This window comes from Spirochaeta thermophila DSM 6578, assembly GCF_000184345.1.
GTDB lineage: Bacteria > Spirochaetota > Spirochaetia > Winmispirales > Winmispiraceae > Winmispira > Winmispira thermophila.
This window is the reverse complement of record NC_017583.1, coordinates 1,796,903-1,822,623: the sequence shown is the minus strand read 5'-3', so window position 1 is coordinate 1,822,623 and position 25,721 is coordinate 1,796,903. Positions and strand designations below refer to the sequence as shown.

Sequence of the window (25,721 nt, the reverse complement as noted above, 5' to 3'; positions counted from 1 at the left end):
AGGGAATAGAATGCGAGAGAAAGTTCTGAAACTGAAAAATCATAGTGGAGCGATAAAGTATTTTCATAATACTTCTTGGTTACTTTTTGATAAAGTATTAAGACTATTCCTTGGTTTTCTTGTTGGGGTATGGGTAGCTAGATATCTTGGACCGGAGAACTATGGGATTCTGAGTTTTGCTCTTAGTTTAGTGGCTCTTTTGGGAGTAGTTGCCAAGCTGGGATTGGATGATATCGTTGTCAGAGAGGTTGTAGAGAATCCTCCTCTCACAAGCACTATTATAAGCACCTCGATGGTTATCCGTACAATAGCGGGAGCGGTTGCCTTCTTAATCTTGGTGCTACTTGTGCTGATTCTTGATTTGGCATTCATTGAAAAAGTAGTGGTGATACTTGTAGGAGTAAGTCTCTTTTTCTCAAGTTTCGAAACATTTGATGCTTTCTTCAGAGCAAAATTAAAAGGCATATACTCAGGTATTGCGGGGATGGTTGCCCTTCTATTGAGTTCAGCTCTCAAGGTTTTGTTCATACTCTTTAATGGTTCTTTATTCTATTTCGCTATCGTGGTTGCAATAGAAATGGTAGTCAAAGGAATTTTCCTTTTTCTCTTTTTTTCGCTTACTTCTGATAAACTCATGTCACTCCAAGATTTCTCCTGGAAAATAGGGAAAAGGCTTATTGCTGAAAGTTGGCCTTTAATCTTTTCGTCTTTTTCGGTAATTGTCTATATGAGAATAGATCAACTTATGATTAGATCACTGCTCAACGTAGAGTCTGTTGGATTATATTCTGCAGCGGTGAGAGTGGCTGAATCTTGGTATTTTGTACCTGTAACTATAGTCAACTCTTTATTCCCAGCGATGATAACAGCGAAAAAAAATAGTGAATCGGTTTCGAAGCAAAGGTTGCAATATTTACATGATTTACTCTTCTGGTTTGGTATAAGCATTTGTGTTATGTTTTCTATAGCATCTGAGGAGATTGTTTCGTTTCTTCTCGGATCAGAATACAGCCAATCTGCAGAGGTTTTGAGCTTATACGTCTGGGTAGGAGTCTTGGTGGGGCTTTCTTATGTGAGAGGACGTTACTGGATTGCTGATAAATCTACACATGTAATAATGGTTTCTACACTGATTGGTATGTGTGCAAATATATTTCTAAATTATTCATTTATAAAAATGGCCGGATTCGTAGGGGCTGCATGGGCTACTTTATTGAGTAGGTTTCTCTCATTCTTTCTGATCCCTATTATCTATACGAAGTATGGTCATCTTAATTCAATGTTTTTTAGGTCTTTACTTTTTCCTTTGTTCCTGTTTAAAAGACTCAGTAGAGGAGGCGAGAAGAGTGGGGGGAATTAGTCTCTTAAAAAAAATTTATAGAGAAATAAGGGCAAGCATTTGGAGAAAAAGTATGCTATGGGCATCAAAAAGCAGACTATTTCTAGTATTGTTCCTCATATTAGATAAACAATTAATATGGGAGTATGTGAGATATCTAAGAGGTTTGTACAAGTATAATAGATTAGAAAGATTAAATAGCAATGAGTATTCTTTACGCCGACGTCTTCATGGAATTGAAAAAGGGTTGACGCAAAAGGAGTTTCGTTCCGAATTTGCACTTTCGTATATTCTTGAGACAGTAATGACACTAAAAAATCTCGCTCCATGCCTTCATGAAGAAAATCCCTCTTTCTTTGAATATTCCTTGAGGGTACTTGAAGAGTATTTCTTTAGAACACACAGTGATGATGAGAGATATATTAGAGCAATGGAGATTTTTACTGAATTGAAGGCGGGTCATGCTGTTGAGAAGATCCCAGAAGAAGAGAGGTGTCCGAATGATGACTCCTCTTTCTTCTCTTTTCTCTGTAGCAGGAGTAGTATTCGTGTGTTTTCTAAAGAAGTCCCAAGTGATGAAGTTCTCACATATGCAATAAGATGCGCTCTTCAAGCCCCTTCTGGCTGTAACAGGCAACCATATAGATTTGTTATCATTAAAAACGATAAAGAATTGCTCAAAAAGGTAGCGGCATTGCCGCCAGGTGGAGGAGGAAATGCATTTGATGCACCCGTTGTTGTTTTTGTAATTGGGGATTATAGTGCCTTTCCTACAACAAGATCGTTCCATGAAGTATATGTGGATAGTGCTCTAGCCTCTTTGGCTTTTGTATTAGCTCTGCATGAGCAAGGCGTTGATTCATGTTTTATGAACTGGCCTCGTGATTATAATCTCAGTCAGAGGTTAGAGACTCTCTTAGCTTTGAAGCCATATGAAACTGTGGTAACAAGTATTGCTTTGGGGTATAGAGAGATGGAGTCTCGAGTGGCTCTTTCGGTTAGAAAAACGATAGAGGAAATTCTGGAGATAAGATGATCTGTAAAGAGAAAGCAACGGCAAAAACCAGATATCAGAAGGGGAGTATAGTCATAATAGGGGGTAACTTTGTGAATAAAGGAGCTCAACTTCTTCTGGACACCACCCTTGCTCTCTTGTCTTCCTATTATCCCTATATGGAAAAGTATATTGTAGATTCTTTTCCTATCCGAGTAAGAAAATCCTATAGGGAACATCGCATTTTACAAATTCCCTATATTTATAATTTTTGTTACATCTTGTTTGACTCAGATATAAATATAAGTGGAAATATAAAAATACTGATCAGAAATATAAAGTTTTTTATGAAAAGAATTTTGTCACTCAGATTAATACTTGACATCAAGAATGTCTTTTACCTTTTACGAGTAAAGAAAGAAGTGGTCTTGGTCATAGATATCTCTGGATATGGTTATAAGATCAAAGGAAACGATTACGATATTATGAATTTTATTCAACTGAGTTTTGATAAGTTATTCAAAAAAAGTACGTATGTTTTTTTCCCACAGTCTTTTGGTCCTTTTGAGGTGAGAGGAGAGAATCCAATTGTAAAGCGAATACAAAAACACCTATCAAGGAGTGTGGTTTTTGCACGAGAGACCACATCTTTAGAAGCGCTGGTATCGTTGGGTATAGAGGCTATTCTCTGGCCTGATATTTGTTTGTTATATTCTTTTAAATCAAAAGATGTAATTTCCCCTTTGCGCTGGTATTTCCCTCGGAATAAACATGTTATCGTCATTCCCAATATGAGACTGTATGATTACTATCCATCGGAAATAGTAGAGTCTTTTTATAAGTCATTGTTGAAAGGATTAATTGCTCTTGAAATTCCTACGATACTGCTCATGCATAGTTTAGATGATGCTCCAATATTCCTACTGCTAAAGACTGAATTCTTGGATCACAATCGCTTTCTCTTTCCGTTTGATAAGGAGTTGTCTCCTAATGAGATTGAAACGATAATCAAATCGTACGGTGCTGTAGTAGTAAGTGGCAGATATCATGGACTCGTAGTCTCATTGAGAAATTATATCCCGAGTATTGCTACAGGATGGGCTCATAAATATGAGGATCTTTTTGAACTACTTGGTATTGAAGATTTTGCTTTTGATATTGGTGAACCAGGAATATGCGAGCAGATTTTAAATAGAGTAAAATCCCTTTATTATGACCCACATTTTAGAAATGAATTGGTAACTTCTCTTCAAGAGCGCATAAAAAAATTGCAAGAAGAATTTCCAATCTCTGAGTTTATAAGCTACATAGCGAATAAAACTGGAGGAATTTATTCATGAAAAGAATGACACCTGTGGTGATGTTTGTATATAATCGTCCATATCATACTCAGCAGACACTTTTCTCAATCTGTGAGAACGAAGGGATCGAAGATAGCGTTTTATATATTTTCTCTGATGGGCCTCGGACTTCTAACGATGAGGTTAAGGTGAATAAAGTAAGAGAACTCCTTAAAAAGGCAAAAGGTTTTAAAGAGATAATAATAATCAAACGGGAGGAAAATTGGGGACTTGCGCGTAATATCATTGACGGTGTCACTTCTGTGATTAACGAGCATGGGAGAGTAGTTGTTCTTGAGGATGACTTAGTGACGAGCCCTTATTTTCTTCATTTTATGAAAGCTACACTTGAACGGTATGAAGACGAACCTAAAGTATGGCACATAAGTGGATGGAATTATCCTATAGATACTACAGGAATGGAAGATGCCTTTTTTTGGAGAGTAATGAATTGTTGGGGGTGGGGTACCTGGGCTGATCGCTGGACTTATTATAAGAAAGATCCCCAACAACTAATAACCCTTTTCTCTAAGAAGGATATCCGCAAATTTAATCTAGACGGAGTTGAGAATTTCTGGAGACAGGTCCTGGATAATTTTCATGGAAAGTTGGATACATGGGCAATTTTCTGGTATGCCACAATTTTCCAACATCAGGGATTATGTCTTAATCCTTCTGTCTCATATGTAAAAAATATTGGCCTTGATGGTTCGGGAATGCATTGCGGACATACTCATTGGTTTGATACTTCTTTAAACATGAAGAAAGAGATAGATTTTCCCTCAATGATTGAAGAAAATTCACTTGCGGTAGCTCGGATCAAGAGATTCTACCGGCAGAGGCGAGGGAGTCTTTTCCTACAGATAGTTAGAAAAGTGAAATGGGCGTATTCGGAGATAAAAGACAGATGAGAATTCTTCACATAAACACAAATGACATCTTCGGTGGGGCAGCTCGGGCTGCGTACAGGTTGCATAAAGGGCTGCAGAGAGCAGGAGTGGAAAGCTGGATGCTGGTGCAGCAGAAGATGGGGGATGATCCATCAGTGGTAGGTCCGCGAACGAGGTGGGAGAAGGGAACAGCTTTGCTTCGCTCCTTTCTCGATCAGTTACCGCTAAGAAGATACAACTATAAATCGACTACTCTTTTCAGTCCTTCGTGGGTGCCTTCGCCGCGCTACGTGTTTGAGATTATAGATGAACTGGATCCCGATGTGGTCCATTTGCATTGGATCACAGGTGGTTTTCTTCGAATTGAGGATCTCAAAAAAATAAAAAGACCACTTGTATGGACTATGCATGATATGTGGCCTTTCAGCGGAGGTTGCCATCTCACCGGAGAGTGCCGGGCATATGAGGTTGTATGCGGGAAGTGCCCTGTGCTTGAGAGTGAGAGAGAGAAGGATCTGAGTAATTCAGTGTTTTCGAGGAAACAGCGCACACTTAAAGCTGTTGCTCACAAGATATATATCATAAGCCCAAGTCATTGGTTAGTACATTGTGCCCAAAAGAGTGCTCTCCTAAAGGAGTGTCCTATAGAGATACTACCTAATCCCATTGATGTATCAATATATAAGTCTGTAGAGAAACGTTTTGCAAGAGAGTTGTGGAATTTACCGGATGATAAAAAATTAATCCTTTTTGGAGCAGTATCTGCGACTCTGGATCCCAATAAAGGGTTTCAGCAACTGTTAGGCGCTTTAGAGAAATTACGCCATTCCGCTAGGAAAGTGGATGATATTTTACTCGTGGTTTTTGGTAGCTCAAGTGGTCCTTCTTTATGGGAGGACTTTCCTATCCACTACGTAGGCCACGTAAATGATGATGTTGCTCTTATAGCATTATACAATGCTGTGGACGTGGTTGTAGTGCCTAGTTTGCAAGAGAATCTCTCAAATACAATTATGGAAGCCTTGTCCTGTGCTACTCCTATTGTAGCATTTAAGATAGGAGGAAATAGTGACATGATTGATCATCAACACAACGGCTACCTCGCTCGTCCCTATGATCCAGAGGATCTCGCGCGAGGGATAGAGTGGGTGCTTTACGAAGCTGATTATGAGAGCCTCTCGCGGAACGCAAGGAGAAAGGTTGTTGAGCACTTCTCTTTCGAGAAGGTCGTCCCGCGTTATCTCGCTCTCTTGGAGGATCTGGTGTCATGAAATCACAGCAGGTTCTCTCTCTTGGCAGGTTGAGCACTACTCGTTATCTCATCCGACGCATTCCACAGATCGATATTCCTTCGACGGAAGAAGCCTTTTCTACTCTTCTTTCCCTTCCCCCCCATCCTTCTCGGAAAAGAGAAGATGGTCTCAGAAAAAACGGTCTCTATAAATACTCCTTCCGCCAGGAAGATGGGAAATGGTGGGCGGTGGAAAAAGGTGTACTTCTTTTCCAAGTGGAAGGAAGGATTCTCTCTCCCTTTGAGGGTATGCTTCCTCTTGTCACGGTTATCACCGTGACATACAACGCTGAGAAACATCTCCGCGATGCGATGGAGAGTGTGCTCTCTCAAACGTATCCTAATGTTGAATATATCGTGATCGATGGTGGGTCCAGTGATGGGACCCTTCGGATCCTTGAAGAGTATTCGTGTTCTCTTGATTACTGGTTGAGTGAGCCTGATGAGGGGGTCTATCATGCCTTCAACAAGGGGCTTCTGCTCGCCAGGGGCGAGATCGTAGGGTTTTTGAATGCTGATGACGAGTATCTCCCCCGTGCTGTAGAAGAGAGTGTGGGAGCCATTCTCTCCTCAGGTGTGGATTATAGCATAGGAGCGGTGATCCATATAGATCAAAAGATTCTCATGAAGCCTATCTTTCCCCTTTCCTCAAATAAGATATATCAAGAGATGCCGTATCCCCACATAGGAGCATTTTTCAGGAGATCGGTGTACAAAAAAACAGGTCTTTTTGATACAAGATACAGGATTGCGGCCGACCATGACATGGCGCTTCGGATCATAAAGAGAGGATTCATTCCAGTATATGTCGAACGTGTGATAGGGAAGGTGAGAGGAGGAGGCATCAGTGATTCGATTGGTGCCAATGAAGAATTTATGAGAATAGCTGTTGCCCATGGGAAGCCACGATGGAAAGCGTATCTGAGTTTTGCTTTTCAATTGGTCAAGGTCGGGATTCAGCGAATCCTTCCCGATTTCCTCGTGAAGTGTATAAAGAAGAAAATGAAGAAGAGCAGATTTGAGATGCTCCTCCCCTGATTCTTGCATCGATACATAAATATCTGTAGAGTTGAAACACACATGGAGAGTAGATCGAGATGCATATAGTTTATGTTCTCACCAGATCCGACACAAGAGGAGGGGCTCAGGTTCATGTGAGGGATGTAGCATGTGAGTTGGTGAAGCGTGGGCATGAAGTGACGGTCCTTATAGGAGGAGAAGGGCCTTTCTTGAGAGAGCTTGAGCAATACGGTATTCCCTATCATGTGGTTCCTTCTCTCCATCGGGAAATTTCTTTCAGAAAAGATGTTATAGCCTTTTTCTCTCTCATGCGTCTTTTTAGAAGATTGCAGCCCGCTCTTGTATGTGTGCATACTTCAAAGGCCGGAGTGCTCGGACGTGTGGCGGCTTGGTGTCTCAGATTGCCCGTGGTGTTTACGGTTCACGGATGGGCGTTTTCGGAGGGAGTTCCGCCGCGATTAAGGAGGAAGTATAGGAAGATAGAAAAAATCGCCGCTTTCTTCGCATCGAAAATCGTTACAGTTTCTGAATATGACAGGGGCCTTGCGATTAGAGAGAAGGTTGTGAAGCCTGAGAAAACAATCACCATTCACAATGGCATTCCTGATGTGTCGCCAACACAGCTCTCAGATCCTTTTCTCCATCCTCCCCAGCTTGTGATGGTGGCGAGATTCGATTATCAAAAAGATTACTCGTTGTTGTTCAAGGCCCTTTCGCTGCTGCGAGACCTCGAGTGGAATCTTGTCTGTGTGGGTGATGGTCCTCTCCTTGAATCGATGAAGGAAGAGGCGAAGGTATTGGGTATTGGAGACAGGGTACAATTCCTCGGTTTCTGCGAGGACGTGGAGGGAGTACTCGCCTCTTCTCAGATCTTCGTACTCACCTCCAGATGGGAGGGGTTCCCCATCAGTATCCTGGAGGCCATGCGCGCCGGGCTTCCGGTAGTGGCTTCCGATGTGGGGGGGTGTAAGGAATCTGTGGTTGAAGGTGAGACGGGCTACCTCATACCGCGGGGTGATCACATGGTTCTTGCCGAGCGGTTGCGCGAGCTTATCCTCGATCCCGGCAAGCGAGCGAGGATGGGCCGGGCGGGTCGTGAGCGGTTTGTGGCCCATTTCACCTTTGATCATATGATGAAGAAGCTACTCGATCTCTACATGGAGTTGACGGAGAGCCGGCATGAATAAGTGGTGGGGTGGGAAGAGGGAGCGATTACAGGAAATGGGGATTGTACTCCTCTCTCTTGTGTTGATAGGGATAGCGCTTCCTGTGATCTTCAGATCTGCCGGTGTGTTCTACTGGGAGTTCTGGCGGTATAGGTACCTGGGTATGGATCCCTTCTGGGAGTTCGTGTATCCGCTCGTCTGGGCTGGGATCCTTTTCATTGTTTCAATGGTGGGTCTCTATTATCTCAACTGGTACAAGAGTCTCTATGTATTTGCCTACATGTGGAGAATGATAATCATTTTTCTTCTTTTTCCTATATATGAATCAACATATTTTGAAACATTCGATGCGTTTATTTTTTATTCAGAAGGGATATGGCGATTCCGACCTTCGCTTGTCTTTGGAGCTGCGACTCTTAGCATAGAGTCAGTCGTGTCCTGGATACATGCTTTCCTTGGTCCTTCCTATCGATTGGTCATCGTGATATTCGGTACGCTCAGTTGGTGGGCAAGTATAATGTTCGATAGAGTGCTCCTCAGCAAGATAAAGGAGGATCTGCGAAAGCATCTTCTCGAAGTGCTTCTGTTCTTTGAGCCCATGTTCCTCTTGTGGTCGAGCCACTACGGGAAGGATCCTATTCTCTATGTGTTTTCCGTAGTCACTTCTCTTCTTCTTTATCGTTTTTCGCGGGAACCCAGTATAAAGAAGGCTGTGTGGGTCTTGCTCTCCCTGGTGCCTTTCATGTATTTCCGTTTCTGGTACGTGGCCATCTATGGCGCGGTGCTCTATGTGCTCTGGGTGGTGTATACGCGTGGGAGGAAACGGGTGGTGGGGGCGGTGCTGGGTGGTGTAGTGGCAGTAGGAGGGGCGTTGGTCGTCTTTAGGTTATTTGAGATAAGCAACCTGAATGCATTTCTGGGTTTTATCATAAAAAAGTCTCAAGCCTGGGCTCACGGGGGAGCAGCACAAAGGGTGACGATTACCTCCTGGGGAGATCTTGCGCGAGTGTATCCCTGGATGTGGTTCACGGCTCTCTTCAGGCCTCTCCTGTGGGATGCGCACAATATGTTTGCCGCCTATGCGGCCCTGGTGAATACCGGCCTTCTCGCGTATTTCCTTTTTTCCTTGGGAAGGCTCAAGAGAATGACGAAAGAAGAAAGAAGGCTTTTCTTCCTGGCACTGGTGGTGGTCACCATCTGGGGAGGGGCGTACGCCGTCATTTCTTACCAGAATCTCGGAGCCGCAGTTCGGTATCGTACTCCCATATGGCACTGGATGCTGATCTTTTTCACTATAGTAGGGGTGGGAACGGATAAGGAGGAGAAAGCGAGGGAACCGGAATGCACATAGTGTATGTCCTTACCAGGTCCGACACCAGGGGCGGAGTTCAGGTCCATGTCCGTGATCTCTGCAAGGCGCTCATGGCTCTGGGGCATCGGTGTACCGTGCTTGTGGGTGGGAGAGGGATTTTCCTCGATGAACTTGCCGAATGTGGTATTCCCTACGTGGTAATACCTTCATTGAAGAGAAGCATTTCCCCGTTCAAGGACCTCGAGGCGTTCTTGAGGATTCGGAAGGTCTTGAAGGATCTCCGTCCGGATCTCGTCTCAACCCATACGTCGAAGGCCGGTGTCCTCGGGAGATTGGCGGCGCGTTCCCTCGACATCCCCGTGGTCTTTACGGCCCACGGCTGGGCCTTCACGGAAGGGGTACCTCCCGCTTCCCGGTGGATCTATCGCGTGGTGGAGCGGATCGTGGCTCCCTGTGCTCGAAAGATCATCACGGTGTCCGAGTTCGATAGAGAGATCGCCCTCAAGGGGAAAGTGGGGAACCCCTCTCAATTGGTTGCCATCCACAACGGGATGCCGGATATTCCTGTAGAACTCCATGCGAGGCCAGAAGTTCTTCCTCCACGCATGGTGATGTTAGCTCGATTCGAGCCTCAGAAGGATCACAGGACGCTCTTCCTCGCGCTCTCGAAGCTGCGCCACATGGAATGGCACATGGAGTGTGTGGGAGATGGTCCGCTTCTAGGGGAGATGAAGCGACTGGCTTCCAGCCTCGGACTGGGGGAGAAAATATCTTTCCACGGATTTCGCAGTGACGTGGAGACGATTCTCTCCCGAGCGCAGATCTATGTGCTGGTAACCCATTGGGAAGGCTTTCCAAGGAGTATCCTCGAGGCCATGAGGGCGGGGCTCCCTGTCGTGGCCTCTCGTGTAGGTGGAGTGGAAGAAGCCGTGCAAGATGGCGTTACGGGGTATGTGGTAGGCAGGGGGGATATGCATACCCTTGCCGACAGGCTCGAGCGATTGATCGCTGATCCCCGATTGAGAGCTTCCATGGGCAGGGCCGGAAGAGCACGGTACGAAACCCATTTTACCTTCGAGAGGATGCTGAACGAGACGCTCGACCTCTACCAGCACGTCCTGGAAGAAGAGAGGAGAAGCTGAGGCACGGGTATGAACATCCTCGTGGACGCCCTCGCGGTAGTGGAGCACATGACAGGGGTATCACGGTATGCGTTTCAGCTTCTTACCCACCTGGCCCGCGTAGATGAGAAAAACTCATACAGGGTCCTGGTGCCTTCTTCTTTATCTCCAGATCACCCCCTGATACAGAGACTTGAGGGCTGTGCCAACTTTTCCCTGATGAAGGCGGATATTCCTCCGGTTGGACCGAAAAGAGATATAAGGTATAGATCTCTCGCTAGGTTGGATTTCGATGTGTATCACTGTTTGAACTCGAATTATCCCCTTGGTTTCCATCATTCAAAAGGGGTGGTGACCATTCATGATGTAAAGTACCTCAAGTATCCGAGATTCATGGGAAGAGCCTGGTGGCTCAAGACTCGCTACCTCGAGCTGGTATTCAAGACTGCAGCCACGCGATGCGCAAAGGTGATCGCTGTCTCCCATGCCACGAAAAAAGACCTCGTCGACCTCTTCTCCATCCCCGATCCTGATCGTATCGTGGTCATTCACGAGGCGGGAGGTCTCTTTTCAGCCTCTTCGAATGTCCCTGAACAGGGAGAGCGTATCCTCGAGACATATGGGGTGAAGAGACCGTATTTCCTTTTCCTCGGTGAGCATCGCCCCCACAAGAATATAGAAGGTGTGATTGAGGCCTTCGAACGCTTCAGGCACATGTATCGAGATCCCTTCCACCTTGTGATCACCGGAAAGGTCCATCCTTCTTACAGGGCGAGGATGACTCGACTGAAGTGGGGGCGAGACGACGTGGTATTCACAGGATTCATTCCCGATGAGCATCTTCCTACACTCTACCGGCATGCGTATGGGTTCCTTCTCCCTTCTTTCTACGAGGGATTCGGCATTCCTATTCTTGAGGCGATGGAGGCGGGAATACCGGTGATCACCTCCAATGTCTCTTCCATGCCGGAGATTGGAGGCGACGCGTGTCTCACCGTCTCTCCATATGATCCCGAGGATATCGCCCGGAAGATGTACGTGCTTGCCACGGATGCGGGGTTGCATGCCCTCTTGAGGGAAAAAGGCTATGCACGGGCCAAAGACTTCTCATGGGAAAAAGCCGCCCGTGAGACGCTCGAGGTATACGAACAGGTGGGTTCGAATGGTTAAGCGTGTTCGAGGATATACTTGTACATCTCCACCAGTTTGTCTGTGGTGTGCCTCCACGTGAAAGAAGCGCTTCGTTCCAACCCCTTCTGTGAGAGCCATTGCTGAAGTTCGGAATCCGTCACGATTCTACATATCGCTTCCGAGAAGCCATGGATATCATACGGATCGAGGAGGATCCCCGCGTCTCCTACGACTTCGGGGAGCGATGAGGTATTGCTACAGATGCTGGGAAGGCCGCAGGCCATGGCTTCGAGTGGAGGAAGGCCGAATCCTTCATAGAGGGAGGGAAAGACGAAGGCCTTTGCCGCGGAGTAAAGGGCTCTCACCCTGTCGTCCGGAAGAAATCCTGTAATGATGACGTGTGAAGCGATACCGAGTTCGTTGAGCACCGTGAGGATCTTTTCTCGTTCCTCTCTACGGGTGTAGCCGATGAGCACATACCTCAGTTCGGGGATTTCTTTTTTCGTTGCAGCGAACGCCCTGAGTGCGGTGAGGAGGTTTTTCCTCTCCTGAAGTGTGCTGAGGGAGACGATATAGGGCGTGTCCACCTCGAGCCCATAGCATCTGAGTGTTTTCTCTATGACCGACGTGTCGGTTTCCCGGAAGAAACGAGGGGAGACCCCGTTGGGAACCACGAAGACATGGTCCGGATCGAGATGAGGTGCGTAGGTGAGAAGATCCTTTTTCGTGGCTTCGGAGATGCAGTGGATCCAGTCTCGGGGACGGAGTTCACCGAGCTTCCGGATGAGAAACCTCCTGAAAAGCGGGTCTTCTCCTGAGGGGAGGAACAAAGGTATGAGATCGTGCACGGTGATAACCATAGGGATGGGAAGGGGGGGTATACTCGGCCCGATGAAAGAAGGAAGGTGGAGTATGTCGTAAGGCGTAAAGAACGATGGAGGGATCTCCATGATGGAAGAAGAGGTTCCCCACGATTTCCGAGTGAAGCGTTTGTAGATGTCGTGGAATGGACGTCCCATCTTCAATATGAGGGCAGAAGCGTACGCAGGGAGCTTGGAAGAGGGGAAGGCAAAGGGTATCCGGCGTGCAGCCGACAGCCTTCTCGTATAGAAGTATGAGGCACCGCACAGTCCCTTTCCCGCAAGAGAAGTGAGGGTGAGAGAGACCTCACTGTCTGGGCCCAGATGTTTCACTAGTTCTTCTATCACCCTGAAGATACCTCTCTTCCCCCGGGGAAGATAATCGGTCCACACGTTTCCCAGCCGGGTCACATCGAACAAGAGTCGTATCATACAAAGTGGAGCTTCAAAGACAGAGACGGGAATGTCAAGATATCAGGGGAGGTGGGGACACCTCCCTGGATTGCAGCGGGATGTGGATTCTGATATAGTATTCCTACTGCCAGCATCTGGAAGGGATTATGCAGAGAGACCAGGATCTTTCTTTGATCACCCTGATACAGATTTTCCGTTCGAGAATCAAGTTGTTCTGGCTCGTCTTTTTTCTGAGCATTATCGTAGCAATCGCTTATGCTCTACTCGCGAGGCATCTCTATACTGCACAGGCCGTAGTGCTCACCCAGAGCGTCTCCAGCTCCACGAGCAGCCTTTCCAGTGCAGTTATGGATCAACTTTCCTCTCTAGGACTGGGTGGGAGGGCTGCTCCGCTGGAGGGGATCCTCTATCCCAATGTCCTGGAGAGTGACACGGCGGCACTCTATGTATACAAGAAGCTCGACCTTTCCCAGTACGAATTATTCAAAGGAGAGACCACGGAGGACAGGATAAAGGCACTTCGAGACAGGGTGAGAATCCATGCCGATTCCTATAGCCGAAGAGTGATCATCGAGGCCACCACCCCTGATCCAGAGCTTTCCGCGGACATCGTGAACGCCTTTGTGGAAGCCCTCGAAAAATTGGTGGCACAAGTGCAGGCCAGTCCGGCACGCAGAAAACTCGCTTACCTGGAAGATAAGCTGGTGAAGGTGAAACAGGAACTGGATGATGTTCAGAGAAAACTCAAGGAGTTCCAGGAGACGTACCTCCTGTGGGATGTGGAAGAGCAGGCTTCGAAGCTCATAGAAGAGGTGACCGAACTTTCGGTTGAGAAGGAGCGTCTGTTGCTGAGCCTCAACACCGAACAGAAGCTCCTGGGAAGTGCCGGTCCCGGGGACAGTGTCCAGCGGAGCAGGATAGCCGCCTATGATGACGCGATAACGCGATATCAGGAAGAACTGAAGCGTATCGCAGGGTTGAGTGGAGTGTTGGCCGACCTCATGCGGGAAGTGAAAGTGAAGGAAGCGGTATATACATTCCTCATCACTCAATACGAGCAGGCCAAACTCGAAGAGATGAACGAGGTCTACGTGGTGCCCGTGTTGGAGTACGCCAGGGTGCCTGAGAAGCGAAGCTGGCCCACCCGAAAGCTTATTGCAGGGATAGGTCTGGTTGCAGGGATTCTTGGGGGACTCTTTCTGGTATTCTTCCTCGAGTTCTGGAACAGATTCAGAGAGAAACTCCGGGAAGCAGAGCGGGAATCGCTATAGGGCGGATCGATGGAGTCTTCACTGGATCTCTCTGTCATCATCCCTCATTTCGACTGTCCAGACCTGCTTTATAGGCTTCTCTCCACTATTCCCCCGCATCCGGGGGTGGAGGTGATCGTCGTGGACGACAACAGTGAGAAGAAGCCGGATCCCTCCAGCCTCTCCAGGTTTCCCCATGTCGTGTATTACGAGAATACCTCGGGGAAAAAGGGTGCGGGCACCTGCAGGAACATAGGCCTCGAGCACGCGAAGGGCAGGTGGGTGATATTTGCGGATGCCGACGATATCTTCCTCCCGGGGTTCTATTCCATTGTGGCGAAGTACTTCACCGCTGAAGAGGAGGTGATCTTTTTCGTTCCCACCAGCAGATATTCCGATTCCGGAGAGCTTGGTTTCCGGCACGAGGCGGATGCGGGTATTCTCTTGCGCTATCTAAAGGAGAGGGACCACAAGTCGGAGCTCCTGGTCCGGTACTACATTGCAGCACCGTGGTCGAAACTCATACGGCGGGACTTCATAGAGATGCATGGGCTTCGTTTCGATGAGGTTCTCGCCTCCAACGATGTGATGTTTGCGACAAAACTCGGCTATCACATGAAGAGATTCCAGGTTTCTCCCGAGACCATCTATTGTGTGATGTTGAGGCATGGAAGCTTGGTCATGCGCAAGTCGAGAGAGGTGATCGAGGCCAGGATAGATACTCATATACGATATGTCCAGTTTCTCAAGTCGTATCTTCCGGGGAAGGATGCACGATACGTATTCCTTAGTCGAGCGTTCAAGCGGAGTCTCGGATTGCTGAATGCTGCAAGAAGGATAGGTGTTACATATTTCTTATCCACCTGGTTTCGTTTTATCAGATCGGGCGTCCCAATTGTGAGCTGGAGATTGATCACCCCCTCGTTTGTGTGGGAGAAGATTACCAAAACCCTCCCCAATATGAAGAGAGAATCTCGTTTTTATACCGGGAGATGAGTAAGATGCGAATTCTCACGAAACTGTATCATAGAATAAGAAGGGGGACAAAAAAGAAGATCCAATATCTGTTTTATCTGTTGCGATTGAAAAAAGAGATCTTTGTCAGAAAGGATGTACATCTTGCTCTTGATTCCTCGTCTGATGAGGTGATCATCAGCCTCACCACCTTTCCGGCACGATTCAATGTACTGGGATTGTGTCTCAAAAGTCTACTCTATCAACGAGTACGTCCTCACCGATTGATCGTCTGGCTTGCGGAGGAAGAGGTAGAGGGTTTAGATCTTTCGAAACAGATCCCGGAATTTGAGTTTTTTGTACGAAGCGGGATAGAATTCGCCCTCATAAACGAAAACCTGAGGTCCTATAACAAATTACTGCCTGCTCTAAAGCGCTATCCAAGAGGAATAATCGTAACATGTGATGATGATATTCTCTATCCTCCATGGTTTCTGGAGAAGATGGTTCGTGCGTATAATCCAGAGGAGATATGCTTTTATAGGGCATGGGAGATGGAAACGGATCCTAGAGGGAGAATGACTCCCTATCACACGTGGAATGATGCTTCTTCAAAGACTCCCTCTTCAAGGTTGTTCTTTACTGGGGTAGGAGGCGTGCTCTATCCCCCTGGTTCTCTTGCCGAGGAGGTATTCAATGTGTCCCGGATACGGGAACTGTGTCCTTCGGGTGATGATATATGGTTCAATGCCATGGCCTTGCTCAAGGGCACAAAAAAGCGATTGTTACTTTCGAATTCCTATTCCTTTCCCATAATCAAGGAATCACTCTCCCAGAGGAGTGCCTTGAGAGAGCGAAACGTGGCTCAAGGCTTCAATGATGTGATGTTGCGTGCAGTCTTTGATTGTTACAACCTGTATCAGTTTTTGTGAGAGTATATGTCATCAAGAAGATCCTTAGTGAAGGGCTTTCTTTCTTTCTCGATCGGACCATGGCTCAGTGCTCTTGTCGCGTTTGTCACTACGCCTCTCATCACGTGGTTGCTTTCGCCTGAGGAGTTCGGGAGAGGCTCTCTTTTCCTTACCGCATATGGATTGCTCATTACCATGGTCCTGCTCGGTTTCGATGGCGCGTATGTACGGTATTTCCATGAGTACAATGACTCAAGGCAGAGGGCTTCCTCCCTTCTTTTTACCTTTCTCGTTACGCCTCTTACCACGGTGTTTCTCTTTTCTTTGTTGCTGGGATTCTTCAAAGAAGAGATCGCCTTCTTATTGACTGGGACTTCGGATAATGCCGGGAATATGATGTTGTTCCTGGGGCTTCTGCTTCTGGTGGGAGTCTTGCAGAGATTTGCCCTTCTGATAGTAAGAATGCAACAGAAAGGTGTAGTGTTCTCGCTCCTCACGTTGCTAAATTCCCTGGCCAATGCGGGTTTCATCATCGGCTATAGTCTTCTCGTGAGAAAAGATTTCAATGCCATGGTCTGGGGACGTCTGGGGGGGCTCTCCCTCAGTTTTCTGGCGGCGAGTCTCCTGGTGGAACGAACGTTATGGATCGGTTTTTTCAGGAAACGAGTGACTTTGAACGCTTCTCTCATGCGAGAGGGGTTTCTCTACGGGCTCCCGCTTGTGCCGGCCGAACTTCTCACGTGGGTGCTCAATTCCATGGATAAGATCGCACTCCGGAGTTTCTCCTCCTTTTCCGAAATCGGACTTTATACGGCAGCGAACAAACTGCTTTCTGCCCTTCTTCTATTGCGGACTAGTTTTAGTATGTTCTGGGTCCCTGTTGCGTACCAGAAGTACGAAGAGGAGGGGGATGCAAGATTTTTCGGGAAGGTCGCGGGCGTAATGGCCGGTTCCCTTCTCCTCTTGGCCATGGGAGTGATCCTGGTAAAGGATCTCGTGGTGCTTCTGCTCGCAGGAGAGTATAGAGAGGCGGCGAGCGTCATGCCCTTTCTGGTTTTCGTTCCCACGATGTACACGCTCTCTGAAGTGACAATGGTGGGAATAAACTTCAAGAAGCAGACCCATTGGCACGTCGTCGTCTCGGGTATTTCTGTGGTGGTCAACTTGGTGGGGAATTATCTCCTTGTGCCTCGTTTCGGAGCAAAGGGAGCAGCCATCGCTACGGGGGTTTCTTATATCGTATTTTTCTATATGAGGACGATTGTCTCCCGACGATTGTTCCCTGTTGACTACGGGATGGGCAGGCTTACTGTCGGAGTTATTCTCCTTATGAGTGCAGCCGTTGTGAATACCTTTCTCCCGTCCCTGTGGGGGATGGCTGCCGCAGGGATCGGGATCGGGATGCTAGGTGTGCTATATGTGCATGAAATAAGAAAGGGGTTCTCCCTTGGGATTGGGATACTCCGATCTCGAATAATGAGGAAGGGCTCGGATTCGAGATGATGTAGTTTCGATGATATATAGTGTCTGTATATCCACGTGCCCTTGTCCACTGAGTGTCATTATCGGAAGAGACCTGAGAAAAGGGAGCTCCTCTCTATCTCCTCTCAGTGATCGAATCAATGGACAGGGGGCGGATACTGATGCCTGGTATCATGATGGGCTTGTATGGTCATAGAGTACGAGTTTTGATGTTCATCTCTTGATATCTATGGAGCTGGGTGATTATTATTTGCCACTTGTCAAAGAATTCGATAGGGTATGCAGGATCCTGGGTATCCCTTACAGTTTGAGTTCCGGAACCCTTCTCGGAGCCGTTCGCCATAGAGGATACATACCGTGGGACGACGATATCGATGTAATGATGGTGAGAGAGGAATACGAGCGATTTCTGAGGGAAGCTCCCGCCCATTTGTCTCCCCACGTGGTAATCCAGAACTATCGTACCGAGCTCTGTTCGGTGGGTTATTTCACAAAGCTTGTAGATAGTACCACCTTTCTTGTGGAGCTTGGAATGAGTGAGTTGCCCATCACGAAAGGTGTCTATATCGATATCTTCCCAGTCGATAGAGCGGCTTCCCGTTTCGGTGTCATGGTGATGGATAATATCGCCAAGCGAATATTGCATGCATTGAGGCGGTCTTATACGCTGGAAAGTTGTTTTGCTCCTTCTCGAAGATATGCAAGGATGTTCAGGCTTCTCTTGTTCCCCCTGGCCCGGCTTCTGGGTTTGTACAGAATCAATGAGATGGATACCTATATACGAACACGTCATAATTCTGGGGGCCGAGAGGGGTATACCTATGCGGACTACGCTGAGATCCCGCTCTTCAGGAGGCCTCCCTTTCCCATGCGTATCTTTTTCGAGGTAGAAGAGATCTCGTTTGAAGACGGCAAATTCTTTGCGATAAAAGAGTGGGATCAGTATCTAGAGAGAATGTACGGGGATTACTGGAAACTGCCTCCTGAGGATCAGAGAAGGCCTGCCCATAAGATTCTTGAGCTCCAATTGTGATCCGCTGCGAGGAATATGGGATTTTCCCGATCAACTCCCCATGGGAGTCCAATACGAAGCGGGCTGTCTGGGGATGGAGGTTTGTTGGATTTTTCCCTATAAACTATAAGCAGTGAAAAGGGACCCTCTAAGAGAGGATCGTATGAGTGATGTAGTGGTTCTTCGTGTCAACGACTATGATGTGGAAGCGATCGAGGGGGTGGTGCGGGGGTGGGTAGGGGGACGGGTGGGGGGAGGGGAGAGGGTACTGGTGAAGCCGAATGTGCTGGGGGCGTATCCGCCTGAGAAGCATGTGACGACCAACCCCGTGGTGGTGGAGGCGGTGGTACGGGTGCTGCTCGATGCAGGGGCTCAGGTGTGGGTGGGGGATTCGAGCGGGATGCCGGTGCACAGAGGGACGGCTCGTGCGCTCGAGGTGGCGGGGATGAGTGAGCTTGGGCGACGGTACCCGGTGAAGGTGCTCCCCCTGGAGGATGTGCCTGCGGTGGATCTTCCGGTGCCACAGGGGAGGGTGCTCGACCGGGTGCGGGTTTCCGGGCTCATCGAAGAGGTGGACTGGGTGGTGAACCTCCCCAAGCTCAAGGCCCACCAGCTCACCCGCTACACGGGTGCGGTGAAGAACCTGTACGGCTGCGTGCCGGGCGGGATCAAGCAGCAGTACCACGCCCAGGCCCCCACCCCCTCCGCCTTCGCCCACCTCCTCCTCGACCTGTACAGCGCGCTCAAACCCAAACTCCTCTTCTCCCTCATGGACGCGGTGGTCTCCCTGGAGGGTCACGGCCCCGGCCCCACCGGCACCCCCCGCCACACCGCCTTCCTCGCCTTCTCCCCCGACGCCCCTTCCCTCGACCTCGCCTGCTGCAGGGCCGTGGGCCTCGACCCCTCATCTGTGCTCCACCTGCGGTTCGCGCAGGAGCGGGGCCTGGTGGACCCCCTCCCCGGCGAGGCCCCTCCAGACGCCGCGCCCCTGCTCGAGGCCCCCATGCGCTTCCCCGCCTCCAGCCCGGCCGGCTGGCTCGGCATGGCCGCGAGCCGGTGGGTGCGCTCCCGCCCCCGGGTGATCGCAGACCGGTGCAGGCGGTGCGGCTACTGCGCCCGCGTGTGCCCCGTCTCGTGCATCACCATGGACAGCCTGCCCCGGTGGGACTACAGCCGGTGCATCTACTGCTACTGCTGCCACGAGAACTGCCCCCACGAGGCCATCGAGCTCAAAGAACCGCTCCTCCTCAAGCTCTACCGCGCCTTCTCGGGAAGGTGAGCCCCGCCGGGGCACACGCCCACCCCTGCGCCTGTCCTTCGGGCTGCCCGCCACCCCGTTCCAGGAGCCTTTCGGGGGGCTTTACATGGAACACTGGATGGAGCGCACTTACTGTAGACAGATGCTGGGGAGGAGACGTGATATCCAGAGTTCGTGAAAGAAAGGCACGTGTTGAGAAAGAACTACTCCGAATTCTCCTTGCTTCTCATCTCTGAGTATGAGCCGGAAAAAGTGGTGGTGTTTGGTTCGCTGGTGGGGGGACATATCCATCCGGGAAGCGATATAGACCTGCTCATCGTAAAGCGCACTTCGAAACGGCCTTTGGAGAGAATCCAGGAAGTAGCCCGGCTCATTAAGCCACGAGTGGGGATCGATCTCTTCATCTACACCCCCGAGGAATGTGATCTTCTTCTCTGAGAAGGGAATGGGTTTTTGAGGGAGGTGTTCACGCACGGAAAGGTGGTGTATAAGAAGGGACACTGAGGAATGGGTGAAACTTGCAGAAGAAGTGTATGAAGCCGCCAAGGTGCTGCTCAATGATGGCCTTTATCGAATGGTCTGTTATCACGCTCAGGAATGTGTAGAAAAAAGCCTTAAAGCCATTCTCATAGAAAGAGCCATAGAGTTCCCTCGGACCCATAACGTACTTGATGTGGCTGCCCTTGTGCAGGAGGCCGGATATACTGTTCCGATGACCAACGAGGAAGCATTGATCCTGATGAGTGTGTATCGGTCACGGTATCCCATTGATCTCGGCCTGCTTCCATACGGAGTCCCCTTGGGGACGATGCTGAATGGACGTTGGAGATAGCGAGACGGGTATATACCTGGGTAAGAGAGGTGTTGTGTGCATAGCTCTTCGCTCCGTCCCTTGCCCCCTCCGGCCTTTCAGGCTCGCATCTTCACGCCCCCTGTGGTACAATGACCACGTGAAGACACCGGTGTGGCACGAGGTCGTCCGTCATTTCCCCTCACTCACCGAGGCCCTGCGCCGTGCCTATGGCGATCGATTGGTGGCGGCCGTGGTGTTCGGATCGGGTGCACGGGGCGATCTCTCGGTCTCCTCTGATCTCGACCTTCTCGTGGTGCTCAATCCCTGCGAAGCCGACCATAGGGCGCGCCTTTCGTTCTTCTGGGAGCGCGTGGGAGAGGTGCTCGAAGGCAGGTTCCCCATACCTCTCTCTCCCCTCATCCTCTCGGTAGAAGAGGCACAGACCTTCCACCCCCTGTGGCTCGATATCGTGGAGGCCCACAGGGTGCTCTACGATGCGGGTGGCGTCATTGCGCGCATGGAACAACAGGCGCAGGCATACCTCAGGCAAGGCAAGGTGGAGGCGCACAGTCTCGGAGGAAGACGCTATTGGAGGATACGCCCATGAGGAAGGAGCTGGTCCAGGACTACCTCATGCGGGCCCGCATCCGGATAAGGGCACTCGAGTTCTTCCGAAGCGAAGGGGATCACGCCGATGTGGTGAGGGAAGCCCAGGAGGTGGTGGAACTCCTCCTCAAGGCCCTCATGATGCGGATGGGGCTCGATGTCCCGAAGGTGCACGATGTCTCCCGCGCCATGGAGGTGCATCGGGATCTCTTTCCCCCTCTCATCCGGGAGGAGATGCCCTTCATCAGACGTCTCTCGCGGGACCTCAGGAAGGAACGTGAGCTCGCCTTCTACGGGGCGCACGACTGGATCCCCGGCCAGGAGTACACCGATGAAGATTCAGCCCGCCTCCTCGGCGAGGTGAGACGCCTCGCATCCCTTGTGGAGGAGGCGGTGCGGCTCCTGGATGAGGCCGGCTAGCGGCCGCCTACCCCGCGAGGGCGAGGTAGTCGCGGATCCCATCGAGGAGCATCTGGGCCGCCATGGCGGTGAGGAGCATGCCCATGAGGCGCTCCACGGCCTCCAGTCCGTTCTTTCCCAGCAGGCGCTGGAAGATCTCGGAGGCGAGGAGCACGAGCACGCTCACCAGCCACGCCCCGCCCAGGGCCAGGCCGAGCTCGAGCCTGTGGGCCGGGTAGCGGGTGGAGAGCAGGGTGATCATGGCGATGGCCGAAGGCCCGGCAATGAAGGGCACGGCGAGGGGCACGATGAGCGGCTCTGACTCCTCCTGGGCATAGGAGCCGGTGCCGGAATGAAGGCTTTGCATCTCAAGGAAAAATAAGCTAGAGTAATGTCAAAGGAGCGTGCAGGCTGTGGAACGGAGCCAGGACTGGATTGACGCCGCAGAAGGAGATCTCGAGCACGCGCGTCATGATCTGGAGAAAGGGTTCTACAACTGGGCCTGTTTTTCCTCTCAGCAGGCTGCCGAGAAGGCGGTGAAGGCAGTGTTTCAGAAGATGGGAGCCGAAGCGTGGGGCCATTCGGTGGTCGATTTATTGGAGGAACTGCGGGGCTTCTATGAAGTACCTGAGAGGCTCATCGACATGGCTCTCGAGCTTGACAAGGCCTACATCCCCACCCGGTATCCCGATGCCCTTCCCTCCGGGTCTCCCAGAACCCGATACTCGAGGCTGGAAGCCGAAAGGATGATCGCCTATGCCCAGGAAATCTTCGACTACTGTAAAGGTCTTTTATCCTCGGTACAGTAGAGAGGAGGTGCTTCACCGCATACGGGCATCCCTCCCTCTGTTGAGAGAGGCGCTTCCGGTGCTCTCCGTAGTGCTCTTCGGGTCCTACGCAAAGGGCACGAATACCGCATTCAGCGATATCGATCTTCTCGTGGTCTACCAGGATCCCCCTCGGCACGATGCGTACACACTGGTGAAGAGGACTCTCCCCCTCAGAGGCCTGGAGCCCCACGTCTATGCACGAAGCGAATACGAGCAGGTGAAAGACGTGGTGGAGAGAATGATAGAGGGAGGAGTGAGGGTGGTGTAGCATACGAGACGAATGAGCGCAGAGGTGATCCTTGGGTACTCCTCCTTCCTGGTTACCGGAGGGCCCCTCTAGGTGGGGAATCGCCCTCTTCTTTACGCGTTCCTTCCTGTGAACGTTCCACATAAGGAGCGGGATGAACGGGGTATGCCTTTCCCCATGTGAATGGGTGTGGTGTGAAGCCCCTGGAACGTGCGACCTTTGTTGGACCATTTGCGGGGACGCCTCGCATCCCTTGTGGAGGAGGCGGTGCGGCTCCTGGATGAGGCCGGGTAGCCGACGCCTACCCCGTGAGGGCGAGGTAGTCGCGGATCCCGTCGAGGAGCATCTGGGCGGCCATGGCGGTGAGGAGCATGCCCATGAGGCGTTCCACGGCCTCCAGTCCGTTCTTTCCCAGCAGGCGCTGGAAGACCTCGGAGGCGAGGAGCACGAGCACGCTCACCAGCCACGCCCCGCCCAGGGCCAAGCCGAGCTCGAGCCTGTGGGTCGGGTAGCGGGTGGAGAGCAGGGTGATCATGGCGATGGCCGAAGGCCCGGCAATGAAGGGCACGGCGAGGGGCACGATGAGCGGCTCCGACTCCTCCTGGGCATAGGAGCCCGTGCCGGGGAAGATCATGCGGATGGCGATGAAGAAGAGCACCACCCCGCCTGCAATCCCGAGGGCGGGCTTTTTTATCTGCATGGCGTCGAGTATGAGGTTGCCGAAGAGGAGGAACAGGAGGAGCACACCCAGGGCGATGAACATCTCCCGTATGATGATGCGCCTGCGTCGCTCGGGGGTGTAGCCCTTGAGCACGGCGAGGAAGGCCGGTATGTTGCCGAACGGATCCATGATGAGAAGAAGGGTGATCATGGTAGCCCACAGGTTCATGCTGCCTCCTTACGGTCTGGTGAACGATCCGGCGAGTGGAGATGGGGAGACCCTCTGTCTTACCGTTCGTCAAGGAGTCTCTCGAGGGATTCCTTCAACGAGGGAATATCATGCTCCACCGTGTACCATACTTCATCGAGATCTATTCCAAAATATTCGTGCACGAGGAGGTTCCTCATGCCCACTATCTTCTCCCATGGAATAAAAGGGGTGCGTGCCCGGAGGTCTTTGTCCACCCGTGCAGCGGCCTCACCGATGATTTGGAGGTGATAGAGCATCCATACCTGAATGAGCTCGTTTTCTTTAAATGTCTCATATCCTTTTCCCCTATGTCGTTCTATCTTGGATATGGCATCCAACATATCACGAAGGTACTCTCGGGAGTCCCTCATAAGGGTCTGGCCTCTTTGAGTATCCTTTCGCGGATGCGAGGTTTTATCCCCTTATCGCTTACCACATCGACCTTGCATCCTGTGATCCTTTCCAGGTCCCGCACAAGTTGGGCGTGATCGAGGAGTGAGACGGGCTGTGTGAATTCCACAAGGAGATCGATATCGCTGGCCTCAGTGGCCTCCCCGCGGGCGACCGAGCCGAATACCCGGACGTTGGAAGCCCCATAGGACTCACAGATCCGAAGGATAAGTGATTTTTTCGCATGAAGGATCTCTCGAGGTCTCATGTGTTTCAGCCCTCTTCTCTAGTCTTCTCCAACTACATTCTCTGTGATCCGGGCGGCTCTGTCAATCTGAACATTGAGGAATGTATCCGGTGGGTTCCGGCAATGGCGGGGAAAAAGGTCGCCTCGTCAACATGTCATCTCGTGAGGGCTCTGAGGGACTGTAACATCGAGTGTTGAAAAAGGCGGGGAAAAAAGATAAGGGGTATCTCCCACCCACCAACATCACACCTAAGGAGGAGATACCCCATGAAGCGCGGCAAGACACGCGCATTGACTGAAACACAGTATACCCTCTCTGCTCTGATGAAGCAAGTAGAGGCCCAACTCCGGGAGGAGGTGCGCCACACCTACAAGACGTACCTGGAACACCTCCTTGAGACGCTGAGAGAGGAGGCAGTGGGACGACCACGATATGCACGAGGGGAGGCTGAGAAGGCACCGTACTACCGGTACGGCTACAGGAAATGGAAGAGCGTGCAGACCCCCTGGGGGCCGATCGAGGATGTACGCGTGCCCCGCATTCGCACCGGCGGGGGGAAGGAGGTGAAGCTGGTCGCCTATGAGCAGAGGCTCGTGGCCCTCGCCGAGCAGCTCCTTCTCGGGTATGTGGGAGGGATGAGCGCGCGGACGTGGGCCATCCTGTTACGGGAGCTGGGGATAGGCGAGGCTCACCCGCAGACACTCCTGCGGCTCATAAAGCGTCTTCGTGAGGAGAAGGAGCAGTGGCGGAGGAGGTCCCTTAGAGGAGTGAAGGCCCTTGTGCTGGATGGAGTGTGGGCAAAGAGGCGTGGGAGGGGTCAGAAGAAGCTGGTTGTCCTGAGTGCCGTGGGGGTGAAGGAGGACGGATCTCATGAGCTCCTCGACTGGGTCGTTGCGGAGCAGGAGGACCAGGCGAGCTACGAGCGACTCCTTACCAGGCTCTATGAGCGAGGGCTTCATGAGGTGGAGCTGGTGGTGGCCGATGAGGCTGAGGGGATCCGGCAGGCCGTGGAGACGGTGTATCCTGAGGCGAAGAAGCAGGTGTGTCTCTGGCACCTGCAGGGTACGCTTGAGCAGAAGCTCCTGCAGGACATGGGGGAACGGAAGGGGAAGAACGCAGACCTCCAGAAGGAGAGGCGAGCTTTTCGAGCGGAGTACTGGAAGCTCTTTGAGGCAGGAGGGAAGGAGGACGCAGCACGTGCGTTGGAGGCATTCGTGAAGAAGTGGGCGGCGAAGGCTCCCCGGATGACGGCCTCCCTCCTGTGGCGGAAGGACCGGCTTTTCTCCTATCTGGAGTTACCCTATGCGTGGAAGAAGAAGGTGAGGACGAGCAACCTTGCGGAGAACATGTTTCGGCACATGAGAAGCTTTCTACGGAGGTATCCTGGGTATATGAGTCGTGCCCATGCGGATGAGGTGGTAGGCCTCTACGTGGTGGGCATGCAGGTGATACAAGAGGTGGGGAGACGCACCCCTACGGGCTCCAGCTCAATTTCAACACTCCTCCTTGACAGTGCCGGGCTCTGATATGCACTTCCCTCTTTCGTGCCTTTT

Annotated in this window: 27 protein-coding genes and 1 pseudogene; 22 read left to right on the top strand and 6 right to left on the bottom strand. The window is 50.7% G+C overall.

The features are described from left to right. Window positions 1-10: 10 nt before the first annotated feature. The 10 genes from SPITH_RS08275 to SPITH_RS08240 are packed head-to-tail and all read left to right on the top strand — an operon-like array spanning window position 11 to window position 11,643. Window positions 11-1,360, top strand: coding sequence for a flippase (locus SPITH_RS08275; protein WP_014625212.1), 1,350 nt, complete (start codon window positions 11-13; stop codon window positions 1,358-1,360). Then, window positions 1,347-2,375 (top strand): nitroreductase family protein, encoded by a 1,029-nt coding sequence (locus SPITH_RS12010; protein ID WP_169311818.1) that lies wholly within the window; start codon window positions 1,347-1,349, stop codon window positions 2,373-2,375. Before SPITH_RS08275 ends, SPITH_RS12010 begins: the two co-directional genes overlap by 14 nt. After that, complete coding sequence (locus tag SPITH_RS12005; RefSeq protein WP_014625210.1) at window positions 2,372-3,673, top strand: polysaccharide pyruvyl transferase family protein; 1,302 nt, start codon at window positions 2,372-2,374, stop codon at window positions 3,671-3,673. The genes SPITH_RS12010 and SPITH_RS12005 overlap by 4 nt, the downstream gene beginning before the upstream one ends. Continuing rightward, window positions 3,670-4,584, top strand: coding sequence for a glycosyltransferase (locus tag SPITH_RS08270; protein WP_014625209.1), 915 nt, complete (start codon window positions 3,670-3,672; stop codon window positions 4,582-4,584). The genes SPITH_RS12005 and SPITH_RS08270 overlap by 4 nt, the downstream gene beginning before the upstream one ends. Further along, window positions 4,554-5,834: a glycosyltransferase family 4 protein gene (locus SPITH_RS08265; protein ID WP_245523365.1), complete on the top strand. Its 1,281-nt coding sequence runs from the start codon at window positions 4,554-4,556 to the stop codon at window positions 5,832-5,834. The genes SPITH_RS08270 and SPITH_RS08265 overlap by 31 nt, the downstream gene beginning before the upstream one ends. Beyond that, window positions 5,831-6,892, top strand: a complete 1,062-nt coding sequence (locus SPITH_RS08260) for a glycosyltransferase family 2 protein (protein WP_014625207.1) — start codon at window positions 5,831-5,833, stop codon at window positions 6,890-6,892. The genes SPITH_RS08265 and SPITH_RS08260 overlap by 4 nt, the downstream gene beginning before the upstream one ends. Window positions 6,893-6,951: 59 nt before the next feature. Further along, window positions 6,952-8,061 (top strand): glycosyltransferase family 4 protein, encoded by a 1,110-nt coding sequence (locus SPITH_RS08255; protein ID WP_014625206.1) that lies wholly within the window; start codon window positions 6,952-6,954, stop codon window positions 8,059-8,061. Beyond that, window positions 8,054-9,391 (top strand): hypothetical protein, encoded by a 1,338-nt coding sequence (locus SPITH_RS08250; RefSeq protein WP_014625205.1) that lies wholly within the window; start codon window positions 8,054-8,056, stop codon window positions 9,389-9,391. Before SPITH_RS08255 ends, SPITH_RS08250 begins: the two co-directional genes overlap by 8 nt. After that, window positions 9,382-10,494, top strand: coding sequence for a glycosyltransferase family 4 protein (locus tag SPITH_RS08245; protein WP_014625204.1), 1,113 nt, complete (start codon window positions 9,382-9,384; stop codon window positions 10,492-10,494). Before SPITH_RS08250 ends, SPITH_RS08245 begins: the two co-directional genes overlap by 10 nt. Before the next feature lie 9 nt (window positions 10,495-10,503). Further along, a complete protein-coding gene (locus SPITH_RS08240; RefSeq protein ID WP_014625203.1) occupies window positions 10,504-11,643 on the top strand; it encodes a glycosyltransferase family 4 protein in 1,140 nt (379 codons plus the stop codon). Here the strand turns inward: SPITH_RS08240 and SPITH_RS08235 are convergent. Further along, window positions 11,640-12,896 carry a glycosyltransferase family 4 protein gene (locus SPITH_RS08235; RefSeq protein WP_014625202.1) on the bottom strand — a complete coding sequence of 419 codons (1,257 nt, stop codon included), beginning with the start codon at window positions 12,894-12,896 and terminating at the stop codon, window positions 11,640-11,642. The genes SPITH_RS08240 and SPITH_RS08235 overlap by 4 nt on opposite strands. A gap of 128 nt (window positions 12,897-13,024) precedes the next feature. On the opposite strand from SPITH_RS08235, the gene SPITH_RS08230 reads away from it, so the two are divergent. The 6 genes from SPITH_RS08230 to SPITH_RS08205 all read left to right on the top strand — a co-directional run bounded on the left by SPITH_RS08230 (window position 13,025) and on the right by SPITH_RS08205 (window position 19,766). After that, complete coding sequence (locus SPITH_RS08230; protein ID WP_014625201.1) at window positions 13,025-14,149, top strand: GumC family protein; 1,125 nt, start codon at window positions 13,025-13,027, stop codon at window positions 14,147-14,149. 9 nt (window positions 14,150-14,158) lie between these two features. Continuing rightward, window positions 14,159-15,124: a glycosyltransferase family 2 protein gene (locus SPITH_RS08225; protein ID WP_014625200.1), complete on the top strand. Its 966-nt coding sequence runs from the start codon at window positions 14,159-14,161 to the stop codon at window positions 15,122-15,124. Continuing rightward, window positions 15,121-16,014: a glycosyl transferase gene (locus SPITH_RS08220; protein WP_245523364.1), complete on the top strand. Its 894-nt coding sequence runs from the start codon at window positions 15,121-15,123 to the stop codon at window positions 16,012-16,014. The genes SPITH_RS08225 and SPITH_RS08220 overlap by 4 nt, the downstream gene beginning before the upstream one ends. Before the next feature lie 6 nt (window positions 16,015-16,020). Continuing rightward, window positions 16,021-17,496, top strand: a complete 1,476-nt coding sequence (locus SPITH_RS08215; protein ID WP_041624073.1) for an oligosaccharide flippase family protein — start codon at window positions 16,021-16,023, stop codon at window positions 17,494-17,496. A 208-nt stretch (window positions 17,497-17,704) separates the two neighbouring features. Next, entirely contained in the window at window positions 17,705-18,508 is an 804-nt protein-coding gene (locus SPITH_RS08210; protein ID WP_014625197.1) for a LicD family protein, read from the top strand. A gap of 142 nt (window positions 18,509-18,650) precedes the next feature. Then, window positions 18,651-19,766: a DUF362 domain-containing protein gene (locus tag SPITH_RS08205; RefSeq protein WP_014625196.1), complete on the top strand. Its 1,116-nt coding sequence runs from the start codon at window positions 18,651-18,653 to the stop codon at window positions 19,764-19,766. A 108-nt stretch (window positions 19,767-19,874) separates the two neighbouring features. Here the strand turns inward: SPITH_RS08205 and SPITH_RS12565 are convergent, their stop codons facing one another. Further along, window positions 19,875-20,219 (bottom strand): hypothetical protein, encoded by a 345-nt coding sequence (locus SPITH_RS12565; protein ID WP_245523363.1) that lies wholly within the window; start codon window positions 20,217-20,219, stop codon window positions 19,875-19,877. Window positions 20,220-20,256: 37 nt separating this feature from the next. On the opposite strand from SPITH_RS12565, the gene SPITH_RS08195 reads away from it, so the two are divergent. From SPITH_RS08195 to SPITH_RS08185, 3 genes are all read left to right on the top strand, one after another. Beyond that, a complete protein-coding gene (locus SPITH_RS08195; RefSeq protein ID WP_169311817.1) occupies window positions 20,257-20,577 on the top strand; it encodes a HEPN domain-containing protein in 321 nt (106 codons plus the stop codon). Between the two features lie 118 nt (window positions 20,578-20,695). Next, on the top strand, window positions 20,696-21,145 hold the full coding sequence (locus SPITH_RS08190) for a nucleotidyltransferase domain-containing protein (protein WP_169311816.1): 450 nt from the start codon (window positions 20,696-20,698) through the stop codon (window positions 21,143-21,145). Beyond that, window positions 21,142-21,564 (top strand): HEPN domain-containing protein, encoded by a 423-nt coding sequence (locus SPITH_RS08185; RefSeq protein ID WP_014625192.1) that lies wholly within the window; start codon window positions 21,142-21,144, stop codon window positions 21,562-21,564. Before SPITH_RS08190 ends, SPITH_RS08185 begins: the two co-directional genes overlap by 4 nt. A 7-nt stretch (window positions 21,565-21,571) precedes the next feature. Here the strand turns inward: SPITH_RS08185 and SPITH_RS08180 are convergent, their stop codons facing one another. Next, entirely contained in the window at window positions 21,572-21,910 is a 339-nt protein-coding gene (locus SPITH_RS08180) for a MarC family protein (protein WP_014625191.1), read from the bottom strand. Window positions 21,911-21,956: 46 nt separating this feature from the next. Here SPITH_RS08180 and SPITH_RS08175 point away from each other — a divergent pair, with 46 nt between their 5' ends. Together SPITH_RS08175 and SPITH_RS08170 are read left to right on the top strand one after the other, a co-directional pair. Beyond that, the gene (locus tag SPITH_RS08175; protein ID WP_014625190.1) at window positions 21,957-22,352 is read left to right on the top strand and encodes a HEPN domain-containing protein; all 396 of its coding nucleotides are present in this window, start codon (window positions 21,957-21,959) and stop codon (window positions 22,350-22,352) included. Continuing rightward, on the top strand, window positions 22,300-22,641 hold the full coding sequence (locus SPITH_RS08170) for a nucleotidyltransferase domain-containing protein (protein WP_014625189.1): 342 nt from the start codon (window positions 22,300-22,302) through the stop codon (window positions 22,639-22,641). The genes SPITH_RS08175 and SPITH_RS08170 overlap by 53 nt, the downstream gene beginning before the upstream one ends. Before the next feature lie 280 nt (window positions 22,642-22,921). On the opposite strand, the gene SPITH_RS08165 is transcribed toward SPITH_RS08170, so the two are convergent. From SPITH_RS08165 to SPITH_RS08155, 3 genes are read right to left on the bottom strand one after another with little or no spacing between them, the layout of a single operon-like run. Next, window positions 22,922-23,509, bottom strand: coding sequence for a MarC family protein (locus SPITH_RS08165; protein ID WP_014625188.1), 588 nt, complete (start codon window positions 23,507-23,509; stop codon window positions 22,922-22,924). 59 nt (window positions 23,510-23,568) lie between these two features. Beyond that, window positions 23,569-23,901: a HepT-like ribonuclease domain-containing protein gene (locus SPITH_RS08160; RefSeq protein WP_014625187.1), complete on the bottom strand. Its 333-nt coding sequence runs from the start codon at window positions 23,899-23,901 to the stop codon at window positions 23,569-23,571. Further along, complete coding sequence (locus SPITH_RS08155; RefSeq protein ID WP_014625186.1) at window positions 23,898-24,188, bottom strand: nucleotidyltransferase family protein; 291 nt, start codon at window positions 24,186-24,188, stop codon at window positions 23,898-23,900. The genes SPITH_RS08160 and SPITH_RS08155 overlap by 4 nt, the downstream gene beginning before the upstream one ends. A gap of 246 nt (window positions 24,189-24,434) precedes the next feature. Between SPITH_RS08155 and SPITH_RS08150 the strand changes: the two are divergent. Next, a pseudogene (locus SPITH_RS08150) lies at window positions 24,435-25,678 on the top strand (IS256 family transposase). The last annotated feature ends 43 nt before the right edge of the window (window positions 25,679-25,721 follow it).

Bases quoted from the DNA above. Each gene is read 5' to 3' on its own strand.
- SPITH_RS08275 (WP_014625212.1), top strand. From the start codon at position 11: ATGCGAGAGAAAGTTCTGAAACTGAAAAATCATAGTGGAGCGATAAAG.
- SPITH_RS12005 (WP_014625210.1), top strand. From the start codon at position 2,372: ATGATCTGTAAAGAGAAAGCAACGGCAAAAACCAGATATCAGAAGGGG.
- SPITH_RS08270 (WP_014625209.1), top strand. From the start codon at position 3,670: ATGAAAAGAATGACACCTGTGGTGATGTTTGTATATAATCGTCCATAT.
- SPITH_RS08265 (WP_245523365.1), top strand. From the start codon at position 4,554: ATGGGCGTATTCGGAGATAAAAGACAGATGAGAATTCTTCACATAAAC.
- SPITH_RS08260 (WP_014625207.1), top strand. From the start codon at position 5,831: ATGAAATCACAGCAGGTTCTCTCTCTTGGCAGGTTGAGCACTACTCGT.
- SPITH_RS08255 (WP_014625206.1), top strand. From the start codon at position 6,952: ATGCATATAGTTTATGTTCTCACCAGATCCGACACAAGAGGAGGGGCT.
- SPITH_RS08250 (WP_014625205.1), top strand. From the start codon at position 8,054: ATGAATAAGTGGTGGGGTGGGAAGAGGGAGCGATTACAGGAAATGGGG.
- SPITH_RS08245 (WP_014625204.1), top strand. From the start codon at position 9,382: ATGCACATAGTGTATGTCCTTACCAGGTCCGACACCAGGGGCGGAGTT.
- SPITH_RS08240 (WP_014625203.1), top strand. From the start codon at position 10,504: ATGAACATCCTCGTGGACGCCCTCGCGGTAGTGGAGCACATGACAGGG.
- SPITH_RS08235 (WP_014625202.1), bottom strand. From the start codon at position 12,896: ATGATACGACTCTTGTTCGATGTGACCCGGCTGGGAAACGTGTGGACC.
- SPITH_RS08230 (WP_014625201.1), top strand. From the start codon at position 13,025: ATGCAGAGAGACCAGGATCTTTCTTTGATCACCCTGATACAGATTTTC.
- SPITH_RS08225 (WP_014625200.1), top strand. From the start codon at position 14,159: ATGGAGTCTTCACTGGATCTCTCTGTCATCATCCCTCATTTCGACTGT.
- SPITH_RS08220 (WP_245523364.1), top strand. From the start codon at position 15,121: ATGAGTAAGATGCGAATTCTCACGAAACTGTATCATAGAATAAGAAGG.
- SPITH_RS08215 (WP_041624073.1), top strand. From the start codon at position 16,021: ATGTCATCAAGAAGATCCTTAGTGAAGGGCTTTCTTTCTTTCTCGATC.
- SPITH_RS08210 (WP_014625197.1), top strand. From the start codon at position 17,705: ATGGAGCTGGGTGATTATTATTTGCCACTTGTCAAAGAATTCGATAGG.
- SPITH_RS08205 (WP_014625196.1), top strand. From the start codon at position 18,651: ATGAGTGATGTAGTGGTTCTTCGTGTCAACGACTATGATGTGGAAGCG.
- SPITH_RS08185 (WP_014625192.1), top strand. From the start codon at position 21,142: ATGAGGAAGGAGCTGGTCCAGGACTACCTCATGCGGGCCCGCATCCGG.
- SPITH_RS08180 (WP_014625191.1), bottom strand. From the start codon at position 21,910: ATGCAAAGCCTTCATTCCGGCACCGGCTCCTATGCCCAGGAGGAGTCA.
- SPITH_RS08170 (WP_014625189.1), top strand. From the start codon at position 22,300: ATGCCCAGGAAATCTTCGACTACTGTAAAGGTCTTTTATCCTCGGTAC.
- SPITH_RS08165 (WP_014625188.1), bottom strand. From the start codon at position 23,509: ATGAACCTGTGGGCTACCATGATCACCCTTCTTCTCATCATGGATCCG.
- SPITH_RS08160 (WP_014625187.1), bottom strand. From the start codon at position 23,901: ATGAGGGACTCCCGAGAGTACCTTCGTGATATGTTGGATGCCATATCC.
- SPITH_RS08155 (WP_014625186.1), bottom strand. From the start codon at position 24,188: ATGAGACCTCGAGAGATCCTTCATGCGAAAAAATCACTTATCCTTCGG.